The sequence below is a fragment of the Streptomyces sp. NPDC020422 genome, from assembly GCF_044386705.1.
GTDB lineage: Bacteria > Actinomycetota > Actinomycetes > Streptomycetales > Streptomycetaceae > Streptomyces.
Map to the genome: position 1 here is coordinate 185,296 of NZ_JBIRVJ010000001.1, position 18,617 is coordinate 203,912.

Annotated in this window: 17 protein-coding genes; 7 read left to right on the forward strand and 10 right to left on the reverse strand. The window is 72.2% G+C overall.

What is annotated here, in order from left to right; all coding sequences use genetic code 11:
- Positions 1-356: 356 nt before the first annotated feature.
- The gene (locus ACH414_RS00895) at positions 357-896 is read left to right on the forward strand and encodes an NUDIX hydrolase (protein WP_398940478.1); all 540 of its coding nucleotides are present in this window, start codon (positions 357-359) and stop codon (positions 894-896) included.
- On the opposite strand, the gene ACH414_RS00900 is transcribed toward ACH414_RS00895, so the two are convergent.
- Complete coding sequence (locus ACH414_RS00900) at positions 856-2,223, reverse strand: helix-turn-helix domain-containing protein (RefSeq protein WP_398940479.1); 1,368 nt, start codon at positions 2,221-2,223, stop codon at positions 856-858. The genes ACH414_RS00895 and ACH414_RS00900 overlap by 41 nt on opposite strands.
- Before the next feature lie 139 nt (positions 2,224-2,362).
- On the opposite strand from ACH414_RS00900, the gene ACH414_RS00905 reads away from it, so the two are divergent.
- Positions 2,363-2,902, forward strand: a complete 540-nt coding sequence (locus ACH414_RS00905) for a hypothetical protein (RefSeq protein ID WP_398940480.1) — start codon at positions 2,363-2,365, stop codon at positions 2,900-2,902.
- A 463-nt stretch (positions 2,903-3,365) separates the two neighbouring features.
- The gene (locus tag ACH414_RS00910) at positions 3,366-4,268 is read left to right on the forward strand and encodes an NAD-dependent epimerase/dehydratase family protein (RefSeq protein WP_398940481.1); all 903 of its coding nucleotides are present in this window, start codon (positions 3,366-3,368) and stop codon (positions 4,266-4,268) included.
- Here the strand turns inward: ACH414_RS00910 and ACH414_RS00915 are convergent.
- The gene (locus tag ACH414_RS00915; protein WP_386561689.1) at positions 4,261-5,139 is read right to left on the reverse strand and encodes a glycosyltransferase family 2 protein; all 879 of its coding nucleotides are present in this window, start codon (positions 5,137-5,139) and stop codon (positions 4,261-4,263) included. The two genes, ACH414_RS00910 and ACH414_RS00915, sit on opposite strands and share 8 nt — an antisense overlap.
- Positions 5,140-5,227: 88 nt before the next feature.
- Here ACH414_RS00915 and ACH414_RS00920 point away from each other — a divergent pair, with 88 nt between their 5' ends.
- The 3 genes from ACH414_RS00920 (at position 5,228) to ACH414_RS00930 (ending at position 9,759) form a co-directional block, all read left to right on the forward strand.
- Complete coding sequence (locus ACH414_RS00920; RefSeq protein WP_398940482.1) at positions 5,228-5,935, forward strand: transferase; 708 nt, start codon at positions 5,228-5,230, stop codon at positions 5,933-5,935.
- A gap of 347 nt (positions 5,936-6,282) precedes the next feature.
- A complete protein-coding gene (locus tag ACH414_RS00925) occupies positions 6,283-7,656 on the forward strand; it encodes an MFS transporter (RefSeq protein WP_382544882.1) in 1,374 nt (457 codons plus the stop codon).
- 117 nt (positions 7,657-7,773) lie between these two features.
- Positions 7,774-9,759 carry a helix-turn-helix domain-containing protein gene (locus tag ACH414_RS00930; RefSeq protein ID WP_398940483.1) on the forward strand — a complete coding sequence of 662 codons (1,986 nt, stop codon included), beginning with the start codon at positions 7,774-7,776 and terminating at the stop codon, positions 9,757-9,759.
- On the opposite strand, the gene ACH414_RS00935 is transcribed toward ACH414_RS00930, so the two are convergent.
- From ACH414_RS00935 to ACH414_RS00970, 8 genes are all read right to left on the reverse strand, one after another.
- Positions 9,702-10,715 carry an aldo/keto reductase gene (locus ACH414_RS00935; RefSeq protein ID WP_382544876.1) on the reverse strand — a complete coding sequence of 338 codons (1,014 nt, stop codon included), beginning with the start codon at positions 10,713-10,715 and terminating at the stop codon, positions 9,702-9,704. The two genes, ACH414_RS00930 and ACH414_RS00935, sit on opposite strands and share 58 nt — an antisense overlap.
- Entirely contained in the window at positions 10,712-11,686 is a 975-nt protein-coding gene (locus tag ACH414_RS00940; protein WP_398940484.1) for a Gfo/Idh/MocA family oxidoreductase, read from the reverse strand. The genes ACH414_RS00935 and ACH414_RS00940 overlap by 4 nt, the downstream gene beginning before the upstream one ends.
- 2 nt (positions 11,687-11,688) lie before the next feature.
- Positions 11,689-13,002, reverse strand: a complete 1,314-nt coding sequence (ligA, locus tag ACH414_RS00945) for a protocatechuate 4,5-dioxygenase subunit alpha (RefSeq protein WP_398940485.1) — start codon at positions 13,000-13,002, stop codon at positions 11,689-11,691.
- Positions 13,003-13,027: 25 nt separating this feature from the next.
- Positions 13,028-13,948, reverse strand: a complete 921-nt coding sequence (locus ACH414_RS00950; protein WP_398940486.1) for an amidohydrolase family protein — start codon at positions 13,946-13,948, stop codon at positions 13,028-13,030.
- A 17-nt stretch (positions 13,949-13,965) separates the two neighbouring features.
- Positions 13,966-14,655, reverse strand: a complete 690-nt coding sequence (gene ligK, locus ACH414_RS00955) for a 4-carboxy-4-hydroxy-2-oxoadipate aldolase/oxaloacetate decarboxylase (protein ID WP_382544864.1) — start codon at positions 14,653-14,655, stop codon at positions 13,966-13,968.
- A gap of 17 nt (positions 14,656-14,672) precedes the next feature.
- Complete coding sequence (locus tag ACH414_RS00960; protein ID WP_398940487.1) at positions 14,673-15,698, reverse strand: amidohydrolase family protein; 1,026 nt, start codon at positions 15,696-15,698, stop codon at positions 14,673-14,675.
- A gap of 24 nt (positions 15,699-15,722) precedes the next feature.
- Entirely contained in the window at positions 15,723-16,937 is a 1,215-nt protein-coding gene (locus ACH414_RS00965) for a 4-hydroxybenzoate 3-monooxygenase (protein WP_382544858.1), read from the reverse strand.
- A 115-nt stretch (positions 16,938-17,052) separates the two neighbouring features.
- Positions 17,053-17,820, reverse strand: a complete 768-nt coding sequence (locus ACH414_RS00970) for an IclR family transcriptional regulator (RefSeq protein WP_382544855.1) — start codon at positions 17,818-17,820, stop codon at positions 17,053-17,055.
- Between the two features lie 97 nt (positions 17,821-17,917).
- Between ACH414_RS00970 and ACH414_RS00975 the strand changes: the two genes are divergently transcribed.
- A complete protein-coding gene (locus tag ACH414_RS00975) occupies positions 17,918-18,616 on the forward strand; it encodes a substrate-binding domain-containing protein (RefSeq protein ID WP_398940488.1) in 699 nt (232 codons plus the stop codon).
- The last annotated feature ends 1 nt before the right edge of the window (position 18,617 follow it).

Sequence of the window (18,617 nt, forward strand, 5' to 3'; positions counted from 1 at the left end):
CGACCGCGCCGCCACGCACACACGGACCACGTCGCGGCCGCCGACTCCTCAGAGGCGGCGGCCGCGACCTTTGGCGACCTCCAGTGCGGTCAGCGACAAGGAGCGTGCCGGGTCACAACCGGGCGGTGGAACGGCGATCGGGCGGCCCGGGCCGGAGGCCAGACCACTCGATCGCCGCGGAGCCGGGTCAGTGGTGCGTGGCAGTGCTGTGCTCGTTGCCGTTGTCCTGCCTCGTGACACGGAGAAGACCAGGTCACACCACGTCGGCGGTGACAAGCATCGTGCTCTGGCGCAGCCGTCATCCTGCCCAGCCCATGCCTCTTCTTCATGATCATGCTCTGTGCCAGGGTGGCTCCATGAGCGAATGGACAGTGCACGGCGCCCGTCCCGTCTACAGCAGCCCTTGGGTAAGCCTCGACCTCGTAGCGGTGGAGCCGCCGGGGCGTGAGCGCTACGAGCATCACTTGATCAAGCTGGCCCCAGTCGCCGCTGTCGTCCTGATCAACGACGCCGACGAGGTCCTGCTCATGTGGCGCCACCGTTTCGCCACGGACACCTGGTCTTGGGAGATTCCGAGCGGCATCGTGGAGGAGGGTGAGGATCTGGCTGCCGCCGCCGCCCGCGAAGTGCTGGAGGAGACCGGCTACTGCGTGTCAGCCAAGAGCCTGGAGAGGCTGGCCTACAACCAGCCGATCGGCGGCATGTGCACCGCCGAGCACACCGTCTTCCTGGCCCGCGACGGGGTGAGAGTGGCCGACCCCGTCGACACGCACGAGGCAGACGCGATCGAGTGGCGGCCACTCGACCAGATCCAACGGATGATTGACGACCGTGAGATCGTCGCCGGGGTCGCCGTCACCGGGCTCCTCCAACTACTTGCCCGTCGCCCGCGCTGATGCCCTTGTACACGGATCCCGTGACGAGTTCGCGCAGGTCGCGCACGGGCGCCGTGTGCGCGGCACGGGCCGGCATCGACGTCAGCAGCTCTTTGGCGCGTGACTGGATGATGCCCGTGAGGTGCTCATGGGGGAGTCCTAAAAGCAGGGACTCCGCCGACCGGCAGGCGACTGATACCTCACCCACCGCCGCCAGAGAGGTCGCCTCGTCCATGGTGATCAGAGCGCGGTCCAGATGCGCCCTGCGAGTGTTGCCGAGCGCAGTCCACATGCTCCCGCGGTGCCAGACCAGCTGACGCTCGGTGTACCCGTACGCGGTGTCTGAAGTGTCAGCGTCGCTGAGCCGCTCGAACGCGCGCTCAGCAAGAGCCATGGCCTCTTGCGCCGCCCGGTGCCGGCCCATGCGCGCCAGGGTGCGGGCCTCAAGCGCAGGCGCCCAAGCCGCTGTGGCGCACACTATGGAACCCGCTACGAGGCGCGCCCGTTCCGCGAGCGACAGCGCCGCCGCCGGGGCGCCGAAGTAGAAGGGGATGACAGCTTCCCTCGCGAGCAGCCAAGCGCGTAGGCCGCGGTCGCCGGTCTCCTCCGCCAGGATCTGCCCCAGGTGGTACCACTGACGCGCCTCCCGGTGGTCGGCAAGCGCGACGAGCGCCATCCCGATCGTCCCCGTCAGCTGCGCTGCGACCCGGCACAGGCGCGTACGAGCGTCGGACGGTAGGCGTTGCGCCAGGAGCCGCTTCACCTCCGAGAAGTCGCCGACGCTTTCCGTCAGGATCTCGGACGGCGGGCGGATCTGGTAGTCGTGTCCGCGCTCACCGGTCTGACGTTCCCACTGCTCGATCTCCGTCTCCGACACCGGAGCTCGGAGCAGGGCAGCGGCGCTCAGCCGGATTTCCGCGAGAGAGCGCTCGGGGGCGGGGACGGGACCCGGCTCGGCCGCAGGAAGGCGGGTGTCGGCTACGGGCGCCACGTCGCGCTCGACCCTCTCGCTCTCGGAGCCGGGGGTGTAGTCCCGCCCGTAGCCGAGACGGTCAGGTCGGGTTTTGAACAGGCGGCACAGGTGGTCCAGGTTCTCCTCGCCTGGCCGGCCGGCGCGCCCCGTTTCCCAGCCGGACAGCTGCTGCACGCTGACTCTGGCGCCGAGCTCGGCGAGCTGGGCGCAGGCGGCGCTCAGTGTCCAGTCCTGGCTCAGGCGGTGGGCCTGGAGAAGGGAACAGCGGCAGGATGCGGCGATCTCCGAGACGAGGCGCCATGTCGTCCACTGCTCCGCGGCGGCGCGTGCGGCGATCGTCCGGGCTGTCGCTCGCCGCGAGTCATGTCGTGGCATGGAGTCCTCCCAGCAGCTCACTCCCACGGTAGGGGTAACTCCTTTGCGGCAAGACCGATTTCATAGCGCGCGTAGGGCAAATGGCCACGGGTTCACGAGCCGGCTATGACCATGATTCGTTTTCCTCAGGAGACGGCCAATGCGGCCTGCCGCACGCGTGGCCATGGTGGTCGACATGTACTCCACTGAGAGCGAAGCATTGAGCATCGTCACGAGGCAGGAGCGAGAGGCGGCGGCCCGGTCGTGGCTGCTGCTGTCGACGGCGGGTGTCGACGACGCCCGACACGACTGGCGGAGTCGGCGCATCGCACTCATGAAGTGCGGCAGCCTCTTCTGTGCCGCCCGGGTCGACTCCGACATCGTGCACGCAGCGGCGGGGACGGCGGATCTGTCGAAGGTGATGCCCTTCCTCGCCCTGGCGCTGTTCGGCGGGCCCGCGTGGATGGACCGGAGCGGACGCCGGTACTACATCTTGATGCCGCCGAGCGCGGCGCGGCGCCGCGAGTGGCCGATTGTGCCGCCTCGCGTGGACCGCCTCGCCAGGATCCTCGTGGTCCCCGACCTGGTGGGGGCGACCCAGTACAAGCCGGATAGCCACCTGCTCCTGGTGCACGACACCGGGCGTCTGTGGTCCGGCATCGCGACGCCGCGGGTCGCGCTGCACCGGAGCCGGCGATGACCCGAATCTGCGCCCACCGCCGGTGCCCCATCGAAGGTGAGGCCAAGGACGTCTCGGAGACGGCGGCCAGTGGCGCGCATCCGCCCGTGTGGTGGCACCCGACGTGGAAGGACTGCCCAGCGGCCATAGACGAGGCCGTCCGGGCGAAGGCGATCCGGCGCTGATGGCTCCCCGCCCGTGGACGCGTGCGCCGGCCGTCCACGGGCGGGGCCTGATCAGCCGGCGGCCGCAATCCACGCACCTCCGCCCAACCCTCCAGGAGGCACCGTGCACGACACCCGCTCACCGCTCGCCCGGCTCCGTGGCAGCACCGTCCTCGTGACTGGCGGAGCCGGCCTCATCGGTTCCCATATCGTCGGCCGCCTGCGTGAGCTCGGCGCCCGTCCGGTCGCGATCTGCACACTGGACGCCTACCCCCCCGCACATCTACCGTCTGTTCGGCGTCGACGGCACCGACCCCGACATGATCGTCGGGGACATCCGCGACACCGCCCTCGTCGCCCGCACCGTCGCCGGGTGCGACTACGTGATCCACGCCGCGGCTCTCGCTGACGTCGCCGCCTGCACTCGCGCGCCGCGAGCCGCCATCGACATCAACATCACCGGCCTCCAGGTCGTCTTGGACGCCGTCGTCTCTACCGAACGTGTCCAGCGCCTCGTGTACGTCTCCTCCGCGAGCGTCTACGGCGACGGCAACCCCGACGAGGCGAGCAGCGCCGAGCTGCGTACGATGCGGCAGATGCTGGAGTCGGTGTACGGACGGGTTGTGCCGCAGTTCCACGAGCAGACCTCGCCGGTACGGCCCGTGTCCGTCTACGCGAACACCAAGGCGTTCGGCGAGACCCAGACCGCCCTCACCCTCGGCGCGGTCGGCGCCTCGTACACGGTCGTGCGGTACTTCAGCGTGTATGGGGAGCCGCAGACGATCAAGCCGAACTCCCACTCCTGGATGGTGGCCTGGTTCGCCGCGCGCGCGGCGTTGGGCCTGCCGCTGTACCTCAACGGCGGCGGCCACCAGGTCCGCGATCTGATCCACGTCGACGATGTAGCCGAGGCGACGCTGCGCGCGCTGGTATCGCCGCAGACCCACACCGAGACGATCAACATCGGAACCGGTAAGCCGACCAGCGTCCGCCAGGTAGCCGAGCTCATCCGCGACCACTACCCGAACGTGCAGTTCATGGAAACGCCGATGCCGCCCGGTGACCCGCTCGGCGGGTACGCCTCCACGCGCCGGATGGCGGCCGTGCTCGGCTGGACCCCGAAGATCACTGTCGGCGACGGTGTCGCGCGCTACGTCGCGTGGCTGCGCAAGACCCCCGCTGCCCTGCCCGCGTGGCTGTTTCAGGTCACCTCCGCTAGATGACCGGGGGGCGGCCGAGGCGGCCCATGCGCCACACCGTGGCCCAGCGCATGGGCCGCCTCGCCCCGCCCGGCCGGCGCACGCCCTCGACGAATCCGGCGCACCACGCGTTCAGCCCCGACACGGACCTCGTACGCACCAGCGTGAGGACCGTCCACACGGCGAGGTAGACGGGGACGAGCGGGGCCGGCAGGTTCCGCTTCGCCAGCCACACACGGTTGCGGGCCGTCATCCGGTAGTAGACCGCGTGGCGGGCCGGGCTCGTCTTCGGGTGCTGGAGCAGCAACTGCGGCTCGTACAGGACCCTCCAGCCGGCGTCGAGGGCGCGCCAGGCGAGGTCGGTCTCCTCATGGGTGAAGAAGAAGTCCTCCGGCCAGCCGCCGACCTCCTCCAGCATCCGCATGGACAGCCCATGCCCGCCGCCGAGAAAGGTGGTCACCTCGCCGCCCCGCATCGGGTCCTTCGCGCCGAGGCGTGGCACGTGGCGCCGCTGGGTCTCCCCGTGCTCGTCGGCGATCCGGAAGGAGACGATGCCAAGCCGCGGGTCCGCCTCGTAGAGGGCGGCGAGGCGGCGGAAGACGTCCGTGTCGACGAGCAGACCGTCGTCGTCCAGGTCGACCAGGACGTCGACGTCGCCGAAACCGCGGAGAGTCTCGATGGCCACGTTCCGCCCCCCGGACACCCCGCGGTTCTCCGGCAGCTCGACCCCGTGCACGCCCTCCGGGAGCTCCGCGAGGGAGCCGGCGCCGTTGCCGACCACGACCACACGGGTGGCCTGCTCGTCCTGCGCGGCCACGGAATCGAGCAGCGCCCGCAGTTCCTTGGGCCGCGTGCCCATCGTCAGCACCGCCACACCCACACGCGGTCGCGCCACAACCTCACTCCGTCCGTCCGTCAACACCGGGCCCAGCGAGCCTAGCGGCCCCGAGGCCCCGCCCGTTCCCACGAAAGGAGCGCGCCGCATGTTCCCCGTCCGCCTCGGCGACCACATCACCAGCGCAGTCCAAGGCCGTCTGGCCGGCACCCCCTATGGAGACCTTTCGAAGCTCGACCTGGCCGACTTCCTCGCCTGCTGGCCCGAGCTGCACTCCGCCGCCCTCACCGAGCTGGGAGCCGAGCGTGTCCACCCCACCGCCCAGATCCACCCCACCGCGATCATCGGCGACGACGTCCTCATCGGGCCCGGGGCGAAGATCCACGAGTTCACGACCGTGCGACACCGCTCCGTCATCGCCGCCGGCGCCTCCGTCGGCTTCAACTGCGAGATCACTCACGCCTTCGTCGGGGAGAGCGCAGTCCTGGGTCACCGCATCGGCGTCAACCGCACCCTCGTCGGTGCCGGTGCGCACCTGTCGGCGACGGTGACGGTGGCCGCCATCCACCTCTGCGACGACATGACCAGGCCCGACCGCGAGGTCATCATGCGGGGTACCGAAGGCCTCTACCGCTGCGGCACCACCCAGTTCGGCGGCGTCATCGGCGACGGCGTGCAGACCGGCAACAACATCGCCCTCGGCCCCGGCATCGCCATCGGCAGACGAACCCGCATCAACAGCGGCGTGACCCTCGCCGCCCGCATCGTCCCTCCGGACAGCATCATCACGGCTCCGCACACGGCTGACACGACCGTCCGCAGCCGGAGAGGCATCAAGCCCGGCGCACGGTCGTAGGCCGCCCCCGGGCCCGGCCCGCGCCTCAACCTCAAGACAGCCAGGCCGTGTTCCAGAAGCGGGCTCGTCGTTCGCCCTGCGCGGCGATGAGCACGGCGCGGGACAGCCCAGGGGTGCGAACCGCGTTCGTCAAACCGGGGCACAAACCGCCATGTCCGACAGCCTCCCGGGGCGACGCGAACCGCCGTGGGAAATGCGCTCGACCGCCTCCATCCGGCTCCGCATGGTGGTCGCCCGCACCCCCGCGTCGTGAATTATGGTGCGCAACCACATACGCGTGTGACCAGCGGGTTTCTACGGTGTGGCGATACGAAAGCGTCCCCGTCACCCGCTCGGAAGTGGTGCCCATGTCCGCCGCAACACACCCTCCCCGGTCCTCCGGATCCATCAAGCGCATCGTCGCCGCGAGCCTCATCGGCACCACCATCGAGTGGTACGACTTCTTCCTGTACGGGTCGGCCGCCGCGCTCGTCTTCAACACGCTGTTCTTCCCCAGCGCGGACCCGCTGGTGGGCACCCTCATCGCCTTCGTCACCTATGCGATCGGGTTCGCCGCACGGCCGCTCGGGGGCATCGTCTTCGGGCACTTCGGGGACAAGATCGGGCGCAAGAAGCTGCTGGTGCTCAGCCTGCTGATGATGGGCGGCGCCACCTTCGCGATGGGTCTGCTGCCCACCTACGACACCATCGGCGTCTGGGCGCCGATCCTGCTGACGGTGCTGCGGCTGGTCCAGGGCTTCGCGCTGGGCGGCGAGTGGGGCGGGGCCGTCCTGATCGTCTCCGAGCACGGCGGCGACAAGAACCGCGGCTTCTGGGCCTCGTGGCCGCAGGCCGGCGCCCCCGGCGGCAACCTGCTCGCCACCGGCGTCCTCTCGCTGCTCGCCGCCGTGCAGTCGGACGACGCCTTCCAGTCCTGGGGCTGGCGCATCCCGTTCCTGCTCTCCGGCCTGCTCGTCATGATCGGCCTGTGGATCCGCGTCTCCGTCTCCGAGTCCCCGGTCTTCCTCGCGGCGCAGGCCAAGGCCGAGGCGGCCGCCGCCGCGGGAGCCAAGGAGCAGGCCCCGGTCGTCGCCGTGTTCAGGCGCAGCTGGCGCGAGGTCCTGTCCGCGATCGGCACCCGCTTCGGCGAGAACATCTCGTACTACATCCTGACCTCCTTCCTCCTGGTGTACGTCACCACCCACCTCGGCCTGCCGAAGAGCACCGCCCTGAACGCCGTCCTGATCGGCTCGGCCGTCCACTTCGTCACCATCCCCCTGTGGGGCGCGCTGTCCGACCGCATCGGCCGGCGACCGGTCACCCTGGTCGGCTCCGCGGGCATGGCGGTCTGGGCGTTCGTCTTCTTCGGGCTCGTCGACTCCGAGAACTTCGGGGTGATCACCCTGTCCGTCACCGCCGGTCTGCTGCTGCACGGGGCGATGTACGGACCGCAGGCCGCGTTCATCTCCGAGATGTTCGACACCAAGGTCCGCTACTCCGGCGCCTCCATGGGCTCCCAGCTCGCCTCGATCCTCGCCGGCGCGCTCGCCCCGATCATCGCGGTCGAACTCCTCAAGGACTACGGCAGCTCCACGCCCATCAGCATCTACCTCTGCGCCGCCGCCGTGATCACCACCCTCACCGTCGCCGTCACCCGGGAGACCCTCGGCCGCGACCTCACCCGCTCCAGGGACGAGGAACCCGCCGCGGCTCCCACCGTCCCCGCGGGCGACCCCGCCTGACACCGACGCACCAGCGAGCCGCCCGGTCTGCCGTCACCAGGGGGTGACGACGGCAGACCGGGCCCCTACGCCCCACCGCAGCACGCACCGCCCGCCCCCAGGCCGCGAGGAGGCCCCATGACCGCCGGCCGTCGAGCCGATGCCCCGACGCCGTCGACCGCCGAGACGGCCGCGCGCCACCTGCTCGACCTGCTCGCCGCCGACGCCCCGGCACCGGAGCTCGCCGCCCAGCCCGCGCGCTCACGGGCCGGCGGAGCGGGCCCCGAGGACACCGCACGCATCGAGGAGGCCACCGAGGCCGCCCTGTCCGTACGGCGGGTCCTCGACCAGCACCGGCGCCGGGAGGCCGAACTGGTGGCGCTGTTCGACACCGCGGGCGACCTGGCAGGCCTGCGGGACCTCGACGCCGTGCTGCGCGCCATCGTGCGCCGGGCCCGCACCCTGCTCGGCTCCGACGTCGCCTATCTGACCCTGAACGACCCGGTCGCGCAGGACACCTTCATGCGGGTCACCGAGGGCTCCGTCTCCGCGGCCTTCCAGCAGCTGCGCCTCGGCATGGGCGAGGGGCTCGGCGGTCTCGTCGCGCAGACCGCCCGCCCCTACGCCAGCACGGACTACCGCACCGACCGGCGCTACCGGCACACCGGCACCATCGACGACGGCGTGGCCGAGGAAGGGCTCCGCGGCATCCTCGGCGTCCCGCTGCGGCTGGGCGAGGAGATCATCGGCGTCCTCTTCGCCGCCGACCGCACCCCACGCGAGTTCACCCCCGACGCCATCGCCCTGCTCGGCTCGCTCGCCGACCACGCCGCCGTCGCCATCGACAGCGCCCGCCGCCTGGAGGAGATCCGCACCGCCCTCGCCCGGCTCGAAGCCGCCAACGCGACGGCCCGCGCCCACAGCGAGGCCCTGCACCAGGCGTCCGACGCCCACGACCGGCTGTCCAGACTGGTCCTGCGCGGCGCCGGCACCGACGAGGTGGCGGCCGAGATCGCGGCGCTGCTCGGCGGGGGAGTGGCCGTCCACGACACCGACGGCACCGAGCTGGCCCGGGTCGGCACCGCACCGGTGCCCCCCGCCACCGTCGGCCTCGGCCCGGCGCACGGCGAGGGCCGCGCCGTCCACGCCCACGGCGTGTGGACCTGCGCCGTCCTCGCCGGTGCCGAACCGCTGGGCAGCATCGTCCTGACCGGACGCGAGGACCTCACCGAGGCCGACCGGCGCCTGTTCGAACGCGCGGCGCTCGTCACCGCCATGCTCCTGCTCATCCGCCGCTCGGTCGCCGAGACCGAGGACCGGGTGCGGGGCGAACTCCTCGACGACCTCCTCGCGGGCCCGGCCGCCACGTCCCACTGGGACGCGGGCAGCCTCACCCTGCGCGCCCGCCGCCTGGGCGTCGACCTGGGCCGGCCGCACGCCATCGCCGTCCTCGACAGCGAGCCCGCCCTGCGCCCCCGGCTCGCCACGGAGACCGCCCGGGTCGCGCGCGGCCTCGGCGGCCTGGCCGGCGCCCGGCACGGGCACAGCGTCCTGCTCGTGCCCTGCGAACACCCCGGCGCCTTCGCCCGCGACCTCGCCGCCGACCTCGCACGCATCACCGGCGCACCCGTCACCGTGGGCGCGGCCGGACCCGGCAGGGGGCCGCACCACCTCGCCGCCCTGCACGACGAGGCGCTGCGCTGCCTGTCGGCACTGCACGCCCTCGAACGCACCGGAGAGGGCGCCGACATCGCCGACCTCGGCTTCATCGGGGTGCTGCTCGGCGACCGGGCCGACGTCGGCTCGTACGTGCAGCGCGTCCTCGGCCCGGTCCTCGCCTACGACGCCGAGCGCGGCACCGAACTGGTGCGCACCCTTCACGCCTACTACGACCAGGGAGCCAGCCTCTCGCGCGCCAAGGACGCCCTCCACGTCCACGTCAACACCGTCGTCCAGCGCCTCGACCGCGTCGCGCAGCTCCTGGGCCCCGACTGGAACACGCCCGCCAGCGCCCTGGAGCTCCATCTCGCGCTCCGGCTGCACCAGTTGTCCCGGGGGACCCGCGCTCAGCCCGCCCGGCCGCAGCGCTCGGTGTCGATCTCGGCGAGCGAGGCCTCCGGGTAGCGGGGCCCGTGCACGGTCCCGGCGTTCAGCACCCGGCCCGCCGCGTCGAGCGCCCCGGCCGGAACGTCGAGACCGAGGACGGACAGGTTCTCCCGCAGATGGGCCACCGAGCGGGTGCCGGGGATCGCGACGACGTGCGGGCCCCGGGAGACGACCCAGGCCAGGGCCAGCTGCGGCAGGCTGAGGCCGGCGTCCTCGGCGATCTTCCTCAGCTCCTCGCGCAGCACCAGGTTGCCGGGGTAGTGCCGCTCGTCGAATCGGGGCATGGCCCGCCGGATGTCCCCCGGCGGAAGGGCGTCGAGCCGCGGGGGCTCCGCGGTGAGGAAGCCGCGGGCCAGCGGGCTGAACGCCACCAGCGCCACGCCCAGTTCACGGGCCGCCTCCAGCGTCCCCCGCTCCGGGTTGCGCGACCACAGGCTGTACTCGTTCTGCAGCGCGGCGACCGGGTGCACGGCGTGCGCGCGGCGCAGGGTCGCCGCGGACACCTCGGACAGGCCGATCGCCCGCACCTTGCCCGCCTCCACGAGACCGGCCAGTGCCCCGACGCTCTCCTCCACCGGGACCCGCCGGTCCAGCCGGTGCAGGTAGTAGAGGTCGATGACGTCGGTGCGCAGCCGGGCCAGGGCCTCGTCGGCGGTGCGCCGCAGGGTCTCGGGCCTGCCGTCGATGACGCGCCGGCCGTCGACACCGGTCATGCCGCACTTGCTGGCCAGCACGATCCGGTCGCGATGGGCGGCGAGCACCCGGCCGAGCAGCTCCTCGTTGGCGCCGAAGCCGTAGAGGGCGGCGGTGTCGAAGAGCGTGACGCCCTCGTCCAGCGCCGTCAGGAGCAGCCGCTCGGCCTCCTCGGGCGACACCGGCTCGCCGTAGGCGTGGCTCAGGTTCATACAGCCCAGGCCGACCGCCGGGACCTCGAACGGCCCGATCCCGCGCGGCGCCCCCGCGGCCGGGCTCATCGGCGGGAGGAGGCGTCGAGCTGCCGCTCCAGGTCCGCCAGGGTGCGGTAGCAGGCCAGCACCTGGGCGAGGGAGGAGTTCGGCTCGCGGCCCTCGCGGATCGCGGCGACGAACTCGCGGTCCTGGAGCTCGATGCCGTCCATCGACACGTCGACTCCGCTGACGTCGATCGGCTCGTCCCTGCCGGTGAAGAGGTCGTCGTACCGGGCGATGTAGGTGCCGGTGTCGCCGATGTAGCGGAAGAAGGTGCCGAGCGGCCCGTCGTTGTTGAACGAGAGCGACAGCGTGCAGATGGCGCCGTTCTCCGCGCGGAGCTGGATGGACATGTCCATCGCGATGCCGAGCTCGGGGTGGATCGGGCCCTGGACGGCGTTGGCCTGCACGATCGGCGAGCCGGTCTGGTAGGCGAACAGGTCGACCGTGTGCGCGGCGTGGTGCCAGAGCAGGTGGTCGGTCCAGGACCGCGGCTCACCGAGGGCGTTGAGGTTCTCGCGGCGGAAGAAGTACGTCTGCACGTCCATCTGCTGGATGCCGAACTCGCCGGCCTCGATCCGCCGGCGCACCCACTGGTGGCTGGGGTTGAAGCGCCGGGTGTGGCCCGCCATCGCGACGAGTCCGGTGCGGCGCTGCGCCGCGAGGCAGGCCTCGGCGTCGCCGAGCGAGTCGGCGAGCGGGATCTCGACCTGCACGTGCTTGCCCGCCTCCAGGCAGGCCAGGGTCTGCGCGGCGTGCATCTGGGTGGGCGTGGCGAGGATGACGGCGTCGATGTCGTCCATCGCGAGCACCTCGTCCAGGGTCGCGACGGGGCGCCCCACGCCCTGCTCCGCGGCGAACTTCCGGGCGCGTTCGAGGCTGCTGCTCACCACGGCGGCCACCTCGACGCCCTCGATCCGCTGCAGCGCGGCCGCGTGCTTGGCGCCGAAGGCGCCGCCGCCCGCCAGGGCGATCCGCAGGGTCCGGTCGTCAGTCATGGTCACTCCTTCACGGCGGGCGCTGCGGCCCGCGGGCGGTTTTCCAGGATCAGGTGTCCGACGGCGGTGTTGGACGCCGGGACATGGTAGAAGCGGTGCTTGAGCTCGACCTCGCCCGAGCCGTCGACGTCGCTCAGCGCCCCCCGGGCGATCAGCCACATGACCAGCTCGATGCCCTCGGAGCCGGCCTCCTCGACGTACTCCAGGTGGGGCACCTCGGCCAGGCCCGCCGGGTCCGCCACGAGGCGGTCGAGGAAGGCGTTGTCCCACTCGCGGTTGATCAGCCCGGCGCGCGGGCCCTGCAGCTGGTGGCTCATGCCGCCGGTGCCCCACACCTGCACCTTGAGCGGGCGGTCGTAGGACTCGACGGCCCGGCGCAGGGCCTGGCCGAGCCTGAAGCAGCGGGCGCCCGAGGGAACCGGGTACTGCACCACGTTGACGTGGAACGGGATGACCTTGCACGGCCAGGACTCCGCGCCGCCGAGGTCGCCGAACAACAGCGACAGCGGGACGGTGAGACCGTGGTCGACGCTCATCTCGTTGGCGAGGGTGAGGTCGAAGTCGTCCCGGATCAGCGCGTGCGCGATATGCGCGGCCAGCTCGGGATGGCCCTCGACACCGGGCACGGGGCGGGGTCCGTACCCCTCGTCGGCGGCGGGGAAGGAGGCGCCGGTGCCGAGCACGAAGGTCGGGACCAGCGACTGGTCGAAGGCGCTCGCGTGGTCGTTGTAGACCAGGAAGACGACGTCGGGGACGTTCTCCCGCTGCCAGGCCCTGGAGTACTCGTACCCCGCGAACACCGGCTGCCAGTAGGGCTCTTCGGTCTTTCCGTGGTCCATCGCCGCGCCGATCGCCGGCACGTGCGAGGTGAAGACGGCGGCGGTGATCTCGGCGTGCTCCGCCGGCGGGGCGGGGGCGTGGGCGGCTTCGAGGACGGCGTGGTCGATCCGGTTCCCCTCGACGGATCGGCCGCCGCCGACCATCATCGCGCGGTACTCCTCCTCGGTCATGCCGGTCATCGAGCCCGCCATCTGCTGGAACGAGAATCCCAGCGTCGCACCCCACTTGGCGAGGAAGTAGATGTTGCCGCCCTCGCGCATCGCCGCGTTGAGGTCGCGGTCGAGCAGCGCCCGCTTCTGCTCCTCGCGCAGCGGCCAGGCGTCCAGGTAGGCGCGCTCGTCGGCGAGGTAGGCCGCGCGGTTCTCCCGCGTCATCAGCGACATGCAGAACTGGTTGAGGTGGTAGCCCTTGGCCGACTGCTCGGAGTCGAAGATGGTCGTCCCCGGAACCAGCTTGTAGGTCTTGTCCAGCGACATGCTGGGGCTCCAATCGAGGGAGGGGTCAGTCGGCGTCCGGCCAGTACAGGCGCATCGGGTTGGCCACGAGCAGCCGGTGCCGCAGCTCCGGCGTCGGGGCGATGTGCGGGACGAAGTCGACGAGCAGCCCGTCGTCGGGCATGTGGTCGGTGAGGTTGGGGTGCGGCCAGTCGGTGCCCCACAGCACCCGGCCGGGGAACTCCTCGACCACCCGGCGGGCGAAGGGGACGACGTCCCGGTAGGCCGCCCGCTCGCCGTCGAGGGCCGGCGGACCGCTCAGCGAGAGGCGTTCCGGGCACGTCACCTTGCACCAGATGTCGGACCTGGCCCGCATGAGGTCAAGGAAGGCCTCGAACGCGGGCCCCCGCGGGTCCTGGGCGGTGTCCGGCCGGCCCATGTGGTCGATGACGAGCGGCACCGGGATCGACAGGAAGAAGTCCCGCAGCTCGGCGAGGTCCGCCGCCTCGAAGTAGACGACGACGTGCCAGCCGTACGGTGCGATCCTCGCGACGATGTCCAGCAGCTCCTGCTCGGGCGCCGCGTCCACCAGACGCTTCACGAAGTTGAACCGCACCCCGCGGACACCGGCCTCGTGCAGCTCGCGCACCTGCTCGTCGGTGACGTCGGACCGCAGCGTCGCCACGCCCCGGGCCAGCCCGCCGGAGGCGCGCAGGGCGTCGACCATGGCGGTGTTGTCGGCGCCGTGGCAGGTCGCCTGCACCACCACGTTGCGGGCGAAGCCGAGGCGGTCGCGGAGGGCGAAGAGCTGCTCCTTGGAGGCGTCGCACGGGGTGTACTTGCGCTCGGGGGCGTACGGGAACTCCTCGCCCGGGCCGAAGACATGGCAGTGCGCGTCCACCGCGCCCTCGGGGAGCCGGAAGTGCGGCAGGCTCGGACCGGCGTACCAGTCCAGCCAGCCGGGGGTCTTCTCGAAGTGCGTCGTCATCGTCGGTCCCCGTCCCCTCAGTCCTCGTACCGCAGGCCGAGCTCGGCGAGCGGACCGCGCATGCCGTACAGGTCGAGTCCGAGCCGCCCCGCGCGGAACTGGGCGCGCTTGCCCTCCTCGGCGGCCTCGCGGGCGGCCGAGGCGGCGGCCACCTCGGCGGCGCGCTCGCGGGGCACCACGACGACGCCGTCGGCGTCCGCGACGACCACGTCACCGGGGCGCACGAGCGCGTTTCCGCAGACCACGGGCACGTTGACCGAGCCGAGGGTGGCCTTGACCGTCCCCTTGGCGTTGACCGCGCGGGAGAACACGGGGAAGTCCATCGCCTCCAGGTCGGTGACGTCGCGGACCCCGCCGTCGATGACCAGGCCGCGGCAGCCACGGGCCCGGAACGAGGTGGCGAGCAGCTCGCCGAAGAAGCCGTCCTCGCTCTCGGTCGTACACGCGGCGACGACGACGTCCCCGTCGCGGATCTGCTCGGCGGCGACGTGCAGCATCCAGTTGTCGCCGGGCTGGAGGAGCACGGTCACCGCCGTGCCGCACATCCGGGCCTTCGGATAGACCGGGCGCAGCCAGGGCCGCATGAGCCCGACCCGCCCCATCGCCTCGTGGATCGTGGCGACGCCGAACGCCGACAGCTCCGCGACGGCCCTGGGGTCGGCCCGGTCGATCTTCGTGTGGACGACGCCGATCTCGGTGTGTTCCATGGCTCCCTCTCCTTGGGTCAGCGGCCGGCCGCGGCGAGGCGGGCGGCGAGCCGGGGGTAGACGCGCAGGGCGTTGCCCGAGTAGACGGCGGCGCGCTCCTCGTCGGACAGGTGCGCGGCGGCGTCGACGTACCGCCGGGTGTCGTCGAAGTGGTGGCCGGTGCGCGGGTCGCGGTCGCGGACCGCGCCGATCATCTCGCTGGCGAAGAGCACGGACCGGCTGGGGATCACCCGGGTCAGCAGGTCGATACCGGGCTGGTGGTAGACACAGGTGTCGAAGAAGACGTTGTCGAGCAGCGTCTCCGGCTCCGGCCTGCCGAGCGCCATCGCCAGGCCGCGGAACCGGCCCCAGTGGTAGGGCACGGCGCCTCCGCCGTGCGGGATGACGAACCTCAGCGTCGGGAAGTCGGCGAACAGATCGCCCTGGACCAGCTGCATGAACGCCGTGGTGTCGGCGTTCAGGTAGTGCGCGCCGGTGGTGTGGAAGGCCGGGTTGCAGGAGGTGCTGACGTGGATCATCGCGGGGATGTCGTACTCCGCCATCGCCTCGTAGAGCGGGTACCAGCTGCGGTCGGTCAGCGGCGGAGCGGTCCAACGGCCGCCCGAGGGGTCGGGGTTGAGGTTGACGGTGACCGCGCCCAGCTCCTCGACGGCGCGGCGCAGCTCGGGCAGACAGCTCGCCGGGTCCACGCCCGGGGACTGCGGCAGCATGGCGCCCATCGCGAACCGGTCGGGATAGAGGGCGCTGACCCGGTGGACCAGGTCGTTGCAGATCCGCGCCCACACCGAGGAGACGGCGAGGTCGCCGATGTGGTGGGCCATGAAGCTGGCGCGCGGCGAGAAGATGGTGAGGTCGCTGCCGCGTTCGTCCATCAGCCGCAGCTGGTTGCCCTCGATCGCGGCGCGCAGCTCCTCGTCGGTGATGAGCAGCTCGTCGGGGTCGGGGACGGGGCCGCGGCCCTCGGCCGCCGCGATCTGCCGGTCGCGCCACCGCGCCAGCTGCGCGGGGGCGGTGGTGAAGTGGCCGTGACAGTCGATGATCATGGGAAGCCTCGTGGTCGTCCGGGGTCAGAGGGCGTGGGCGCGGCCGGGCCAGCCGGTGTACTGCTCGGCGAGATAGGTGCGGCCGGAGAGAGTGCCGACCACGTTGTCCAGCTCGCCGAGCTGGCGCCGCAGGTCGAACGGCGAGCCGCCGGGCGCCGTGTGCAGCAGCTGGGTCATCCAGTACGAGAAGTTCTGGGCCCGCCACACCCGCTGGAGGGCGCTCGGCTGGTACGCGTCCAGCGCGCCCTCACCCGCGCTGCCGAGCGCCCTCAGCAGGACGTCCGCGAGCACCTTCACGTCGTGCAGCGCGAGGTTGAGCCCGCGGGCGCCGGTCGGCGGCACCGTGTGCGCGGCGTCGCCCGCCAGGGCCATGGAGCCCCAGCGCATCGGTTCCTGGACGAACGAACGGAACCGAAGAACGGTCTTCTCGACGATCGGACCCTCGTGGAGGCGGAAGCCGTCCTGCCCGGCCACCCGCGCCTGGAGGGTCTCCCAGACGCGGTCGTCCGGCCAGTCCTCGGGCGACTCGTCGGGACGGCACTGGAAGTACATCCGCTGGACGGTCTCGGTGCGCTGGCTGATCAGCGCGAAGCCGTGCTCGGAGTGGGCGTAGACCAACTCGGGCGCACTCGCGGGGGCTTCGGCGAGGATCCCGAACCAGGCGAACGGGTACTCCGTGCCGTAGCGCACCCGCCGGTCCTCGGGGACCAGGTCGCGGCACATGCTGCGCGAGCCGTCCGCGCCCACCACGTACCGGGCCCGGATCTCGTGCCGGGCGCCGTCCGGAGCGGTGTAGCGCACGCGCGGTGCGGCGGTGGCGAGATCGAGCACCTCGGTGTCGCGGATCCCGAAGTGGACGGCGCCGCCGTCGCGTTCACGGGCGTCGGCCAGGTCGACGAAGACGTCGGTCTGCGGATAGAGCCAGACGGACTCGCCCACCAGCTTCTTGAGGTGGATGCGGTGCGGCCGCCCGCCGAAACGGAGTTCGAGGCCCTCGTGCTCGTGGCCGTCGCGCAGGATCCGGTCGGAGACGCCCGTCTCGACGAGGTCGCGGGCCGCGTCGGCCTCCAGGATGCCGGCCCGCTGCGTCGTCTCGATCTCGTGGCGGGTGCGGGTGTCCAGCACGATGGTCCCGACCCCGGCACGCCCGAGCCGGTGCGCCAGCATCAGGCCCGCGGGACCTGCACCGATCACTGCGACGGGTACCGAGACGACGGTGTCGACGGGGGCGTCGGCCATGGGTTCTCCTGAGCGGCTGCGAACGTTCCGAACACCCCGAACGTTGGCACCGGCTCCGGCACCCGGTCGCCGGCGTTTCCGTCAGGCGGAAGCCCTCCGTGAGATCGCCCGCAGGTCAGACCCCGGTACGGGCCCGCCGGCCGAGCTCCTCGGAGATGCCGTACGCCGCCCGCAGCAGCGGCTCGCGAAGGCCCCGCGCCCGGCTCGCCGTGCGGGCCGCGACGACGATCCCGAGGGCCGCGCTGACGGGCCCGGACCGCCCGATCCGCACGGGGGCGGCGACCGCGACCGTGTCCTCGGACAGCTGCCGGTCGCTCACGAATACCTGCTCGCGGCGGATCCGGTCCAGCTGCGCCCGCAGCGTCTTCGGGTCGGTGACGGTGTGCGGGGTCCAGGCGCGGTGCGGCGAGTCGAGGACCTCCTCCTGGATGTCCCGCGGCGCGTGCGCGAGCAGGACGCGGCCCATGCCGGTGGAGCCGACGGGGAACCTCGACCCCACCATCGTCAGGAGCTGCACCGAGCGGTGCCCCGCGATCCGCTCGACGAAGACGAGCTCGGTGCCCTCGCGCACGGCCAGCTGGACGTTCTCGTGCGTGGCCTCGTACAGGTCCTGCATGAACGGCAGCGCCACATCCCGCAGGATCTGCGTGCGCGGACACCCCGAGGCGATCTCCCACAGCCTCAGCCCCACGTGCCACGACCCGTCCTCCGCGCGCTCCAGCGCGCCGAACGCCGCCAGCTCCGCGACCACCCGGTGCGCCGTGCTCAGGGCGAGGCCGGTGCGCTGGGCGATCTCCGACAGGGTCCGCGACGGGTGCTCGCGGTCGAACGCGGACAGGACTTCGAGGACCTTGCCGGCCGCCGTGCTGCGGGTATCGCTCACACCGCCAGTCTCGCAGACCGCCGTTGAGCCGCCCTGCCCGGCGCCGTACCATCTGCCGGACACTCCGTACCACCTGCCGGACAACCAAGGATGTGACGTGGACGTGGAGATCTCCGGGCTTTCCTCGATGGCGACGAAGCCCGTGCTGGCCGAGCTGTCGGAACACCTCCGGCGCGCGCACGGCCTCGCGGTGCGCTTCGAGTCCGCCGGCGGCGTCGAGATCGCCCGACGGGTCCGCGAGGGCGTGCCGGCCGACCTCCTCGTGCTCGCCGACGGAGCACTCGCCGCGCTGGAGAAGGAAGGGCACCTCAGGCCCGGCACGGCCCGCCCGTTGTGGGTCTCGCAGGTCGTCGCCGCGGTCCCGGAAGGCGCGCCCGTCCCGGCCCTCGCCACCGAGGCCGAGCTGCGGGCCGCGCTGCTCGCCGCGCGGCACGTCGCCTACTCCACGGGGCCCAGCGGAACCGCCCTCGTCGAGCTGATCGCCCGACTGGACCTCACCGACGCCCTGGCCGGCCGTCTCGTCCAGGCCCCGCCGGGCATCCCGGCCGGGAGCCTGCTCGCCGCCGGCCGGGCGGACCTCGCCTTCCAGCAGCACAGCGAGCTCATGGACCTCCCCGGCGTCACCGTCGTCGGCCCCCTCCCGGGCGCCGCCGCCATCAGCTCCCTGTTCGGCGGCGCCGTCCTGGCCGCGTCCGGCCGGCCGGACCAGGCCCTCGCCGTCCTCGACCTGCTCGGCTCCGACGACGCCGCGAAGGCCGCCCGCGCCAGGGGCATGCGGGCGGCCGGGGAGCGGTGAG

Bases quoted from the DNA above. Each gene is read 5' to 3' on its own strand.
- ACH414_RS00895 (WP_398940478.1), top strand. From the start codon at position 357: ATGAGCGAATGGACAGTGCACGGCGCCCGTCCCGTCTACAGCAGCCCT.
- ACH414_RS00900 (WP_398940479.1), bottom strand. From the start codon at position 2,223: ATGCCACGACATGACTCGCGGCGAGCGACAGCCCGGACGATCGCCGCA.
- ACH414_RS00905 (WP_398940480.1), top strand. From the start codon at position 2,363: ATGCGGCCTGCCGCACGCGTGGCCATGGTGGTCGACATGTACTCCACT.
- ACH414_RS00910 (WP_398940481.1), top strand. From the start codon at position 3,366: ATGATCGTCGGGGACATCCGCGACACCGCCCTCGTCGCCCGCACCGTC.
- ACH414_RS00920 (WP_398940482.1), top strand. From the start codon at position 5,228: ATGTTCCCCGTCCGCCTCGGCGACCACATCACCAGCGCAGTCCAAGGC.
- ACH414_RS00925 (WP_382544882.1), top strand. From the start codon at position 6,283: ATGTCCGCCGCAACACACCCTCCCCGGTCCTCCGGATCCATCAAGCGC.
- ACH414_RS00930 (WP_398940483.1), top strand. From the start codon at position 7,774: ATGACCGCCGGCCGTCGAGCCGATGCCCCGACGCCGTCGACCGCCGAG.
- ACH414_RS00935 (WP_382544876.1), bottom strand. From the start codon at position 10,715: ATGAGCCCGGCCGCGGGGGCGCCGCGCGGGATCGGGCCGTTCGAGGTC.
- ACH414_RS00940 (WP_398940484.1), bottom strand. From the start codon at position 11,686: ATGACTGACGACCGGACCCTGCGGATCGCCCTGGCGGGCGGCGGCGCC.
- ligA (WP_398940485.1), bottom strand. From the start codon at position 13,002: ATGTCGCTGGACAAGACCTACAAGCTGGTTCCGGGGACGACCATCTTC.
- ACH414_RS00950 (WP_398940486.1), bottom strand. From the start codon at position 13,948: ATGACGACGCACTTCGAGAAGACCCCCGGCTGGCTGGACTGGTACGCC.
- ligK (WP_382544864.1), bottom strand. From the start codon at position 14,655: ATGGAACACACCGAGATCGGCGTCGTCCACACGAAGATCGACCGGGCC.
- ACH414_RS00960 (WP_398940487.1), bottom strand. From the start codon at position 15,698: ATGATCATCGACTGTCACGGCCACTTCACCACCGCCCCCGCGCAGCTG.
- ACH414_RS00965 (WP_382544858.1), bottom strand. From the start codon at position 16,937: ATGGCCGACGCCCCCGTCGACACCGTCGTCTCGGTACCCGTCGCAGTG.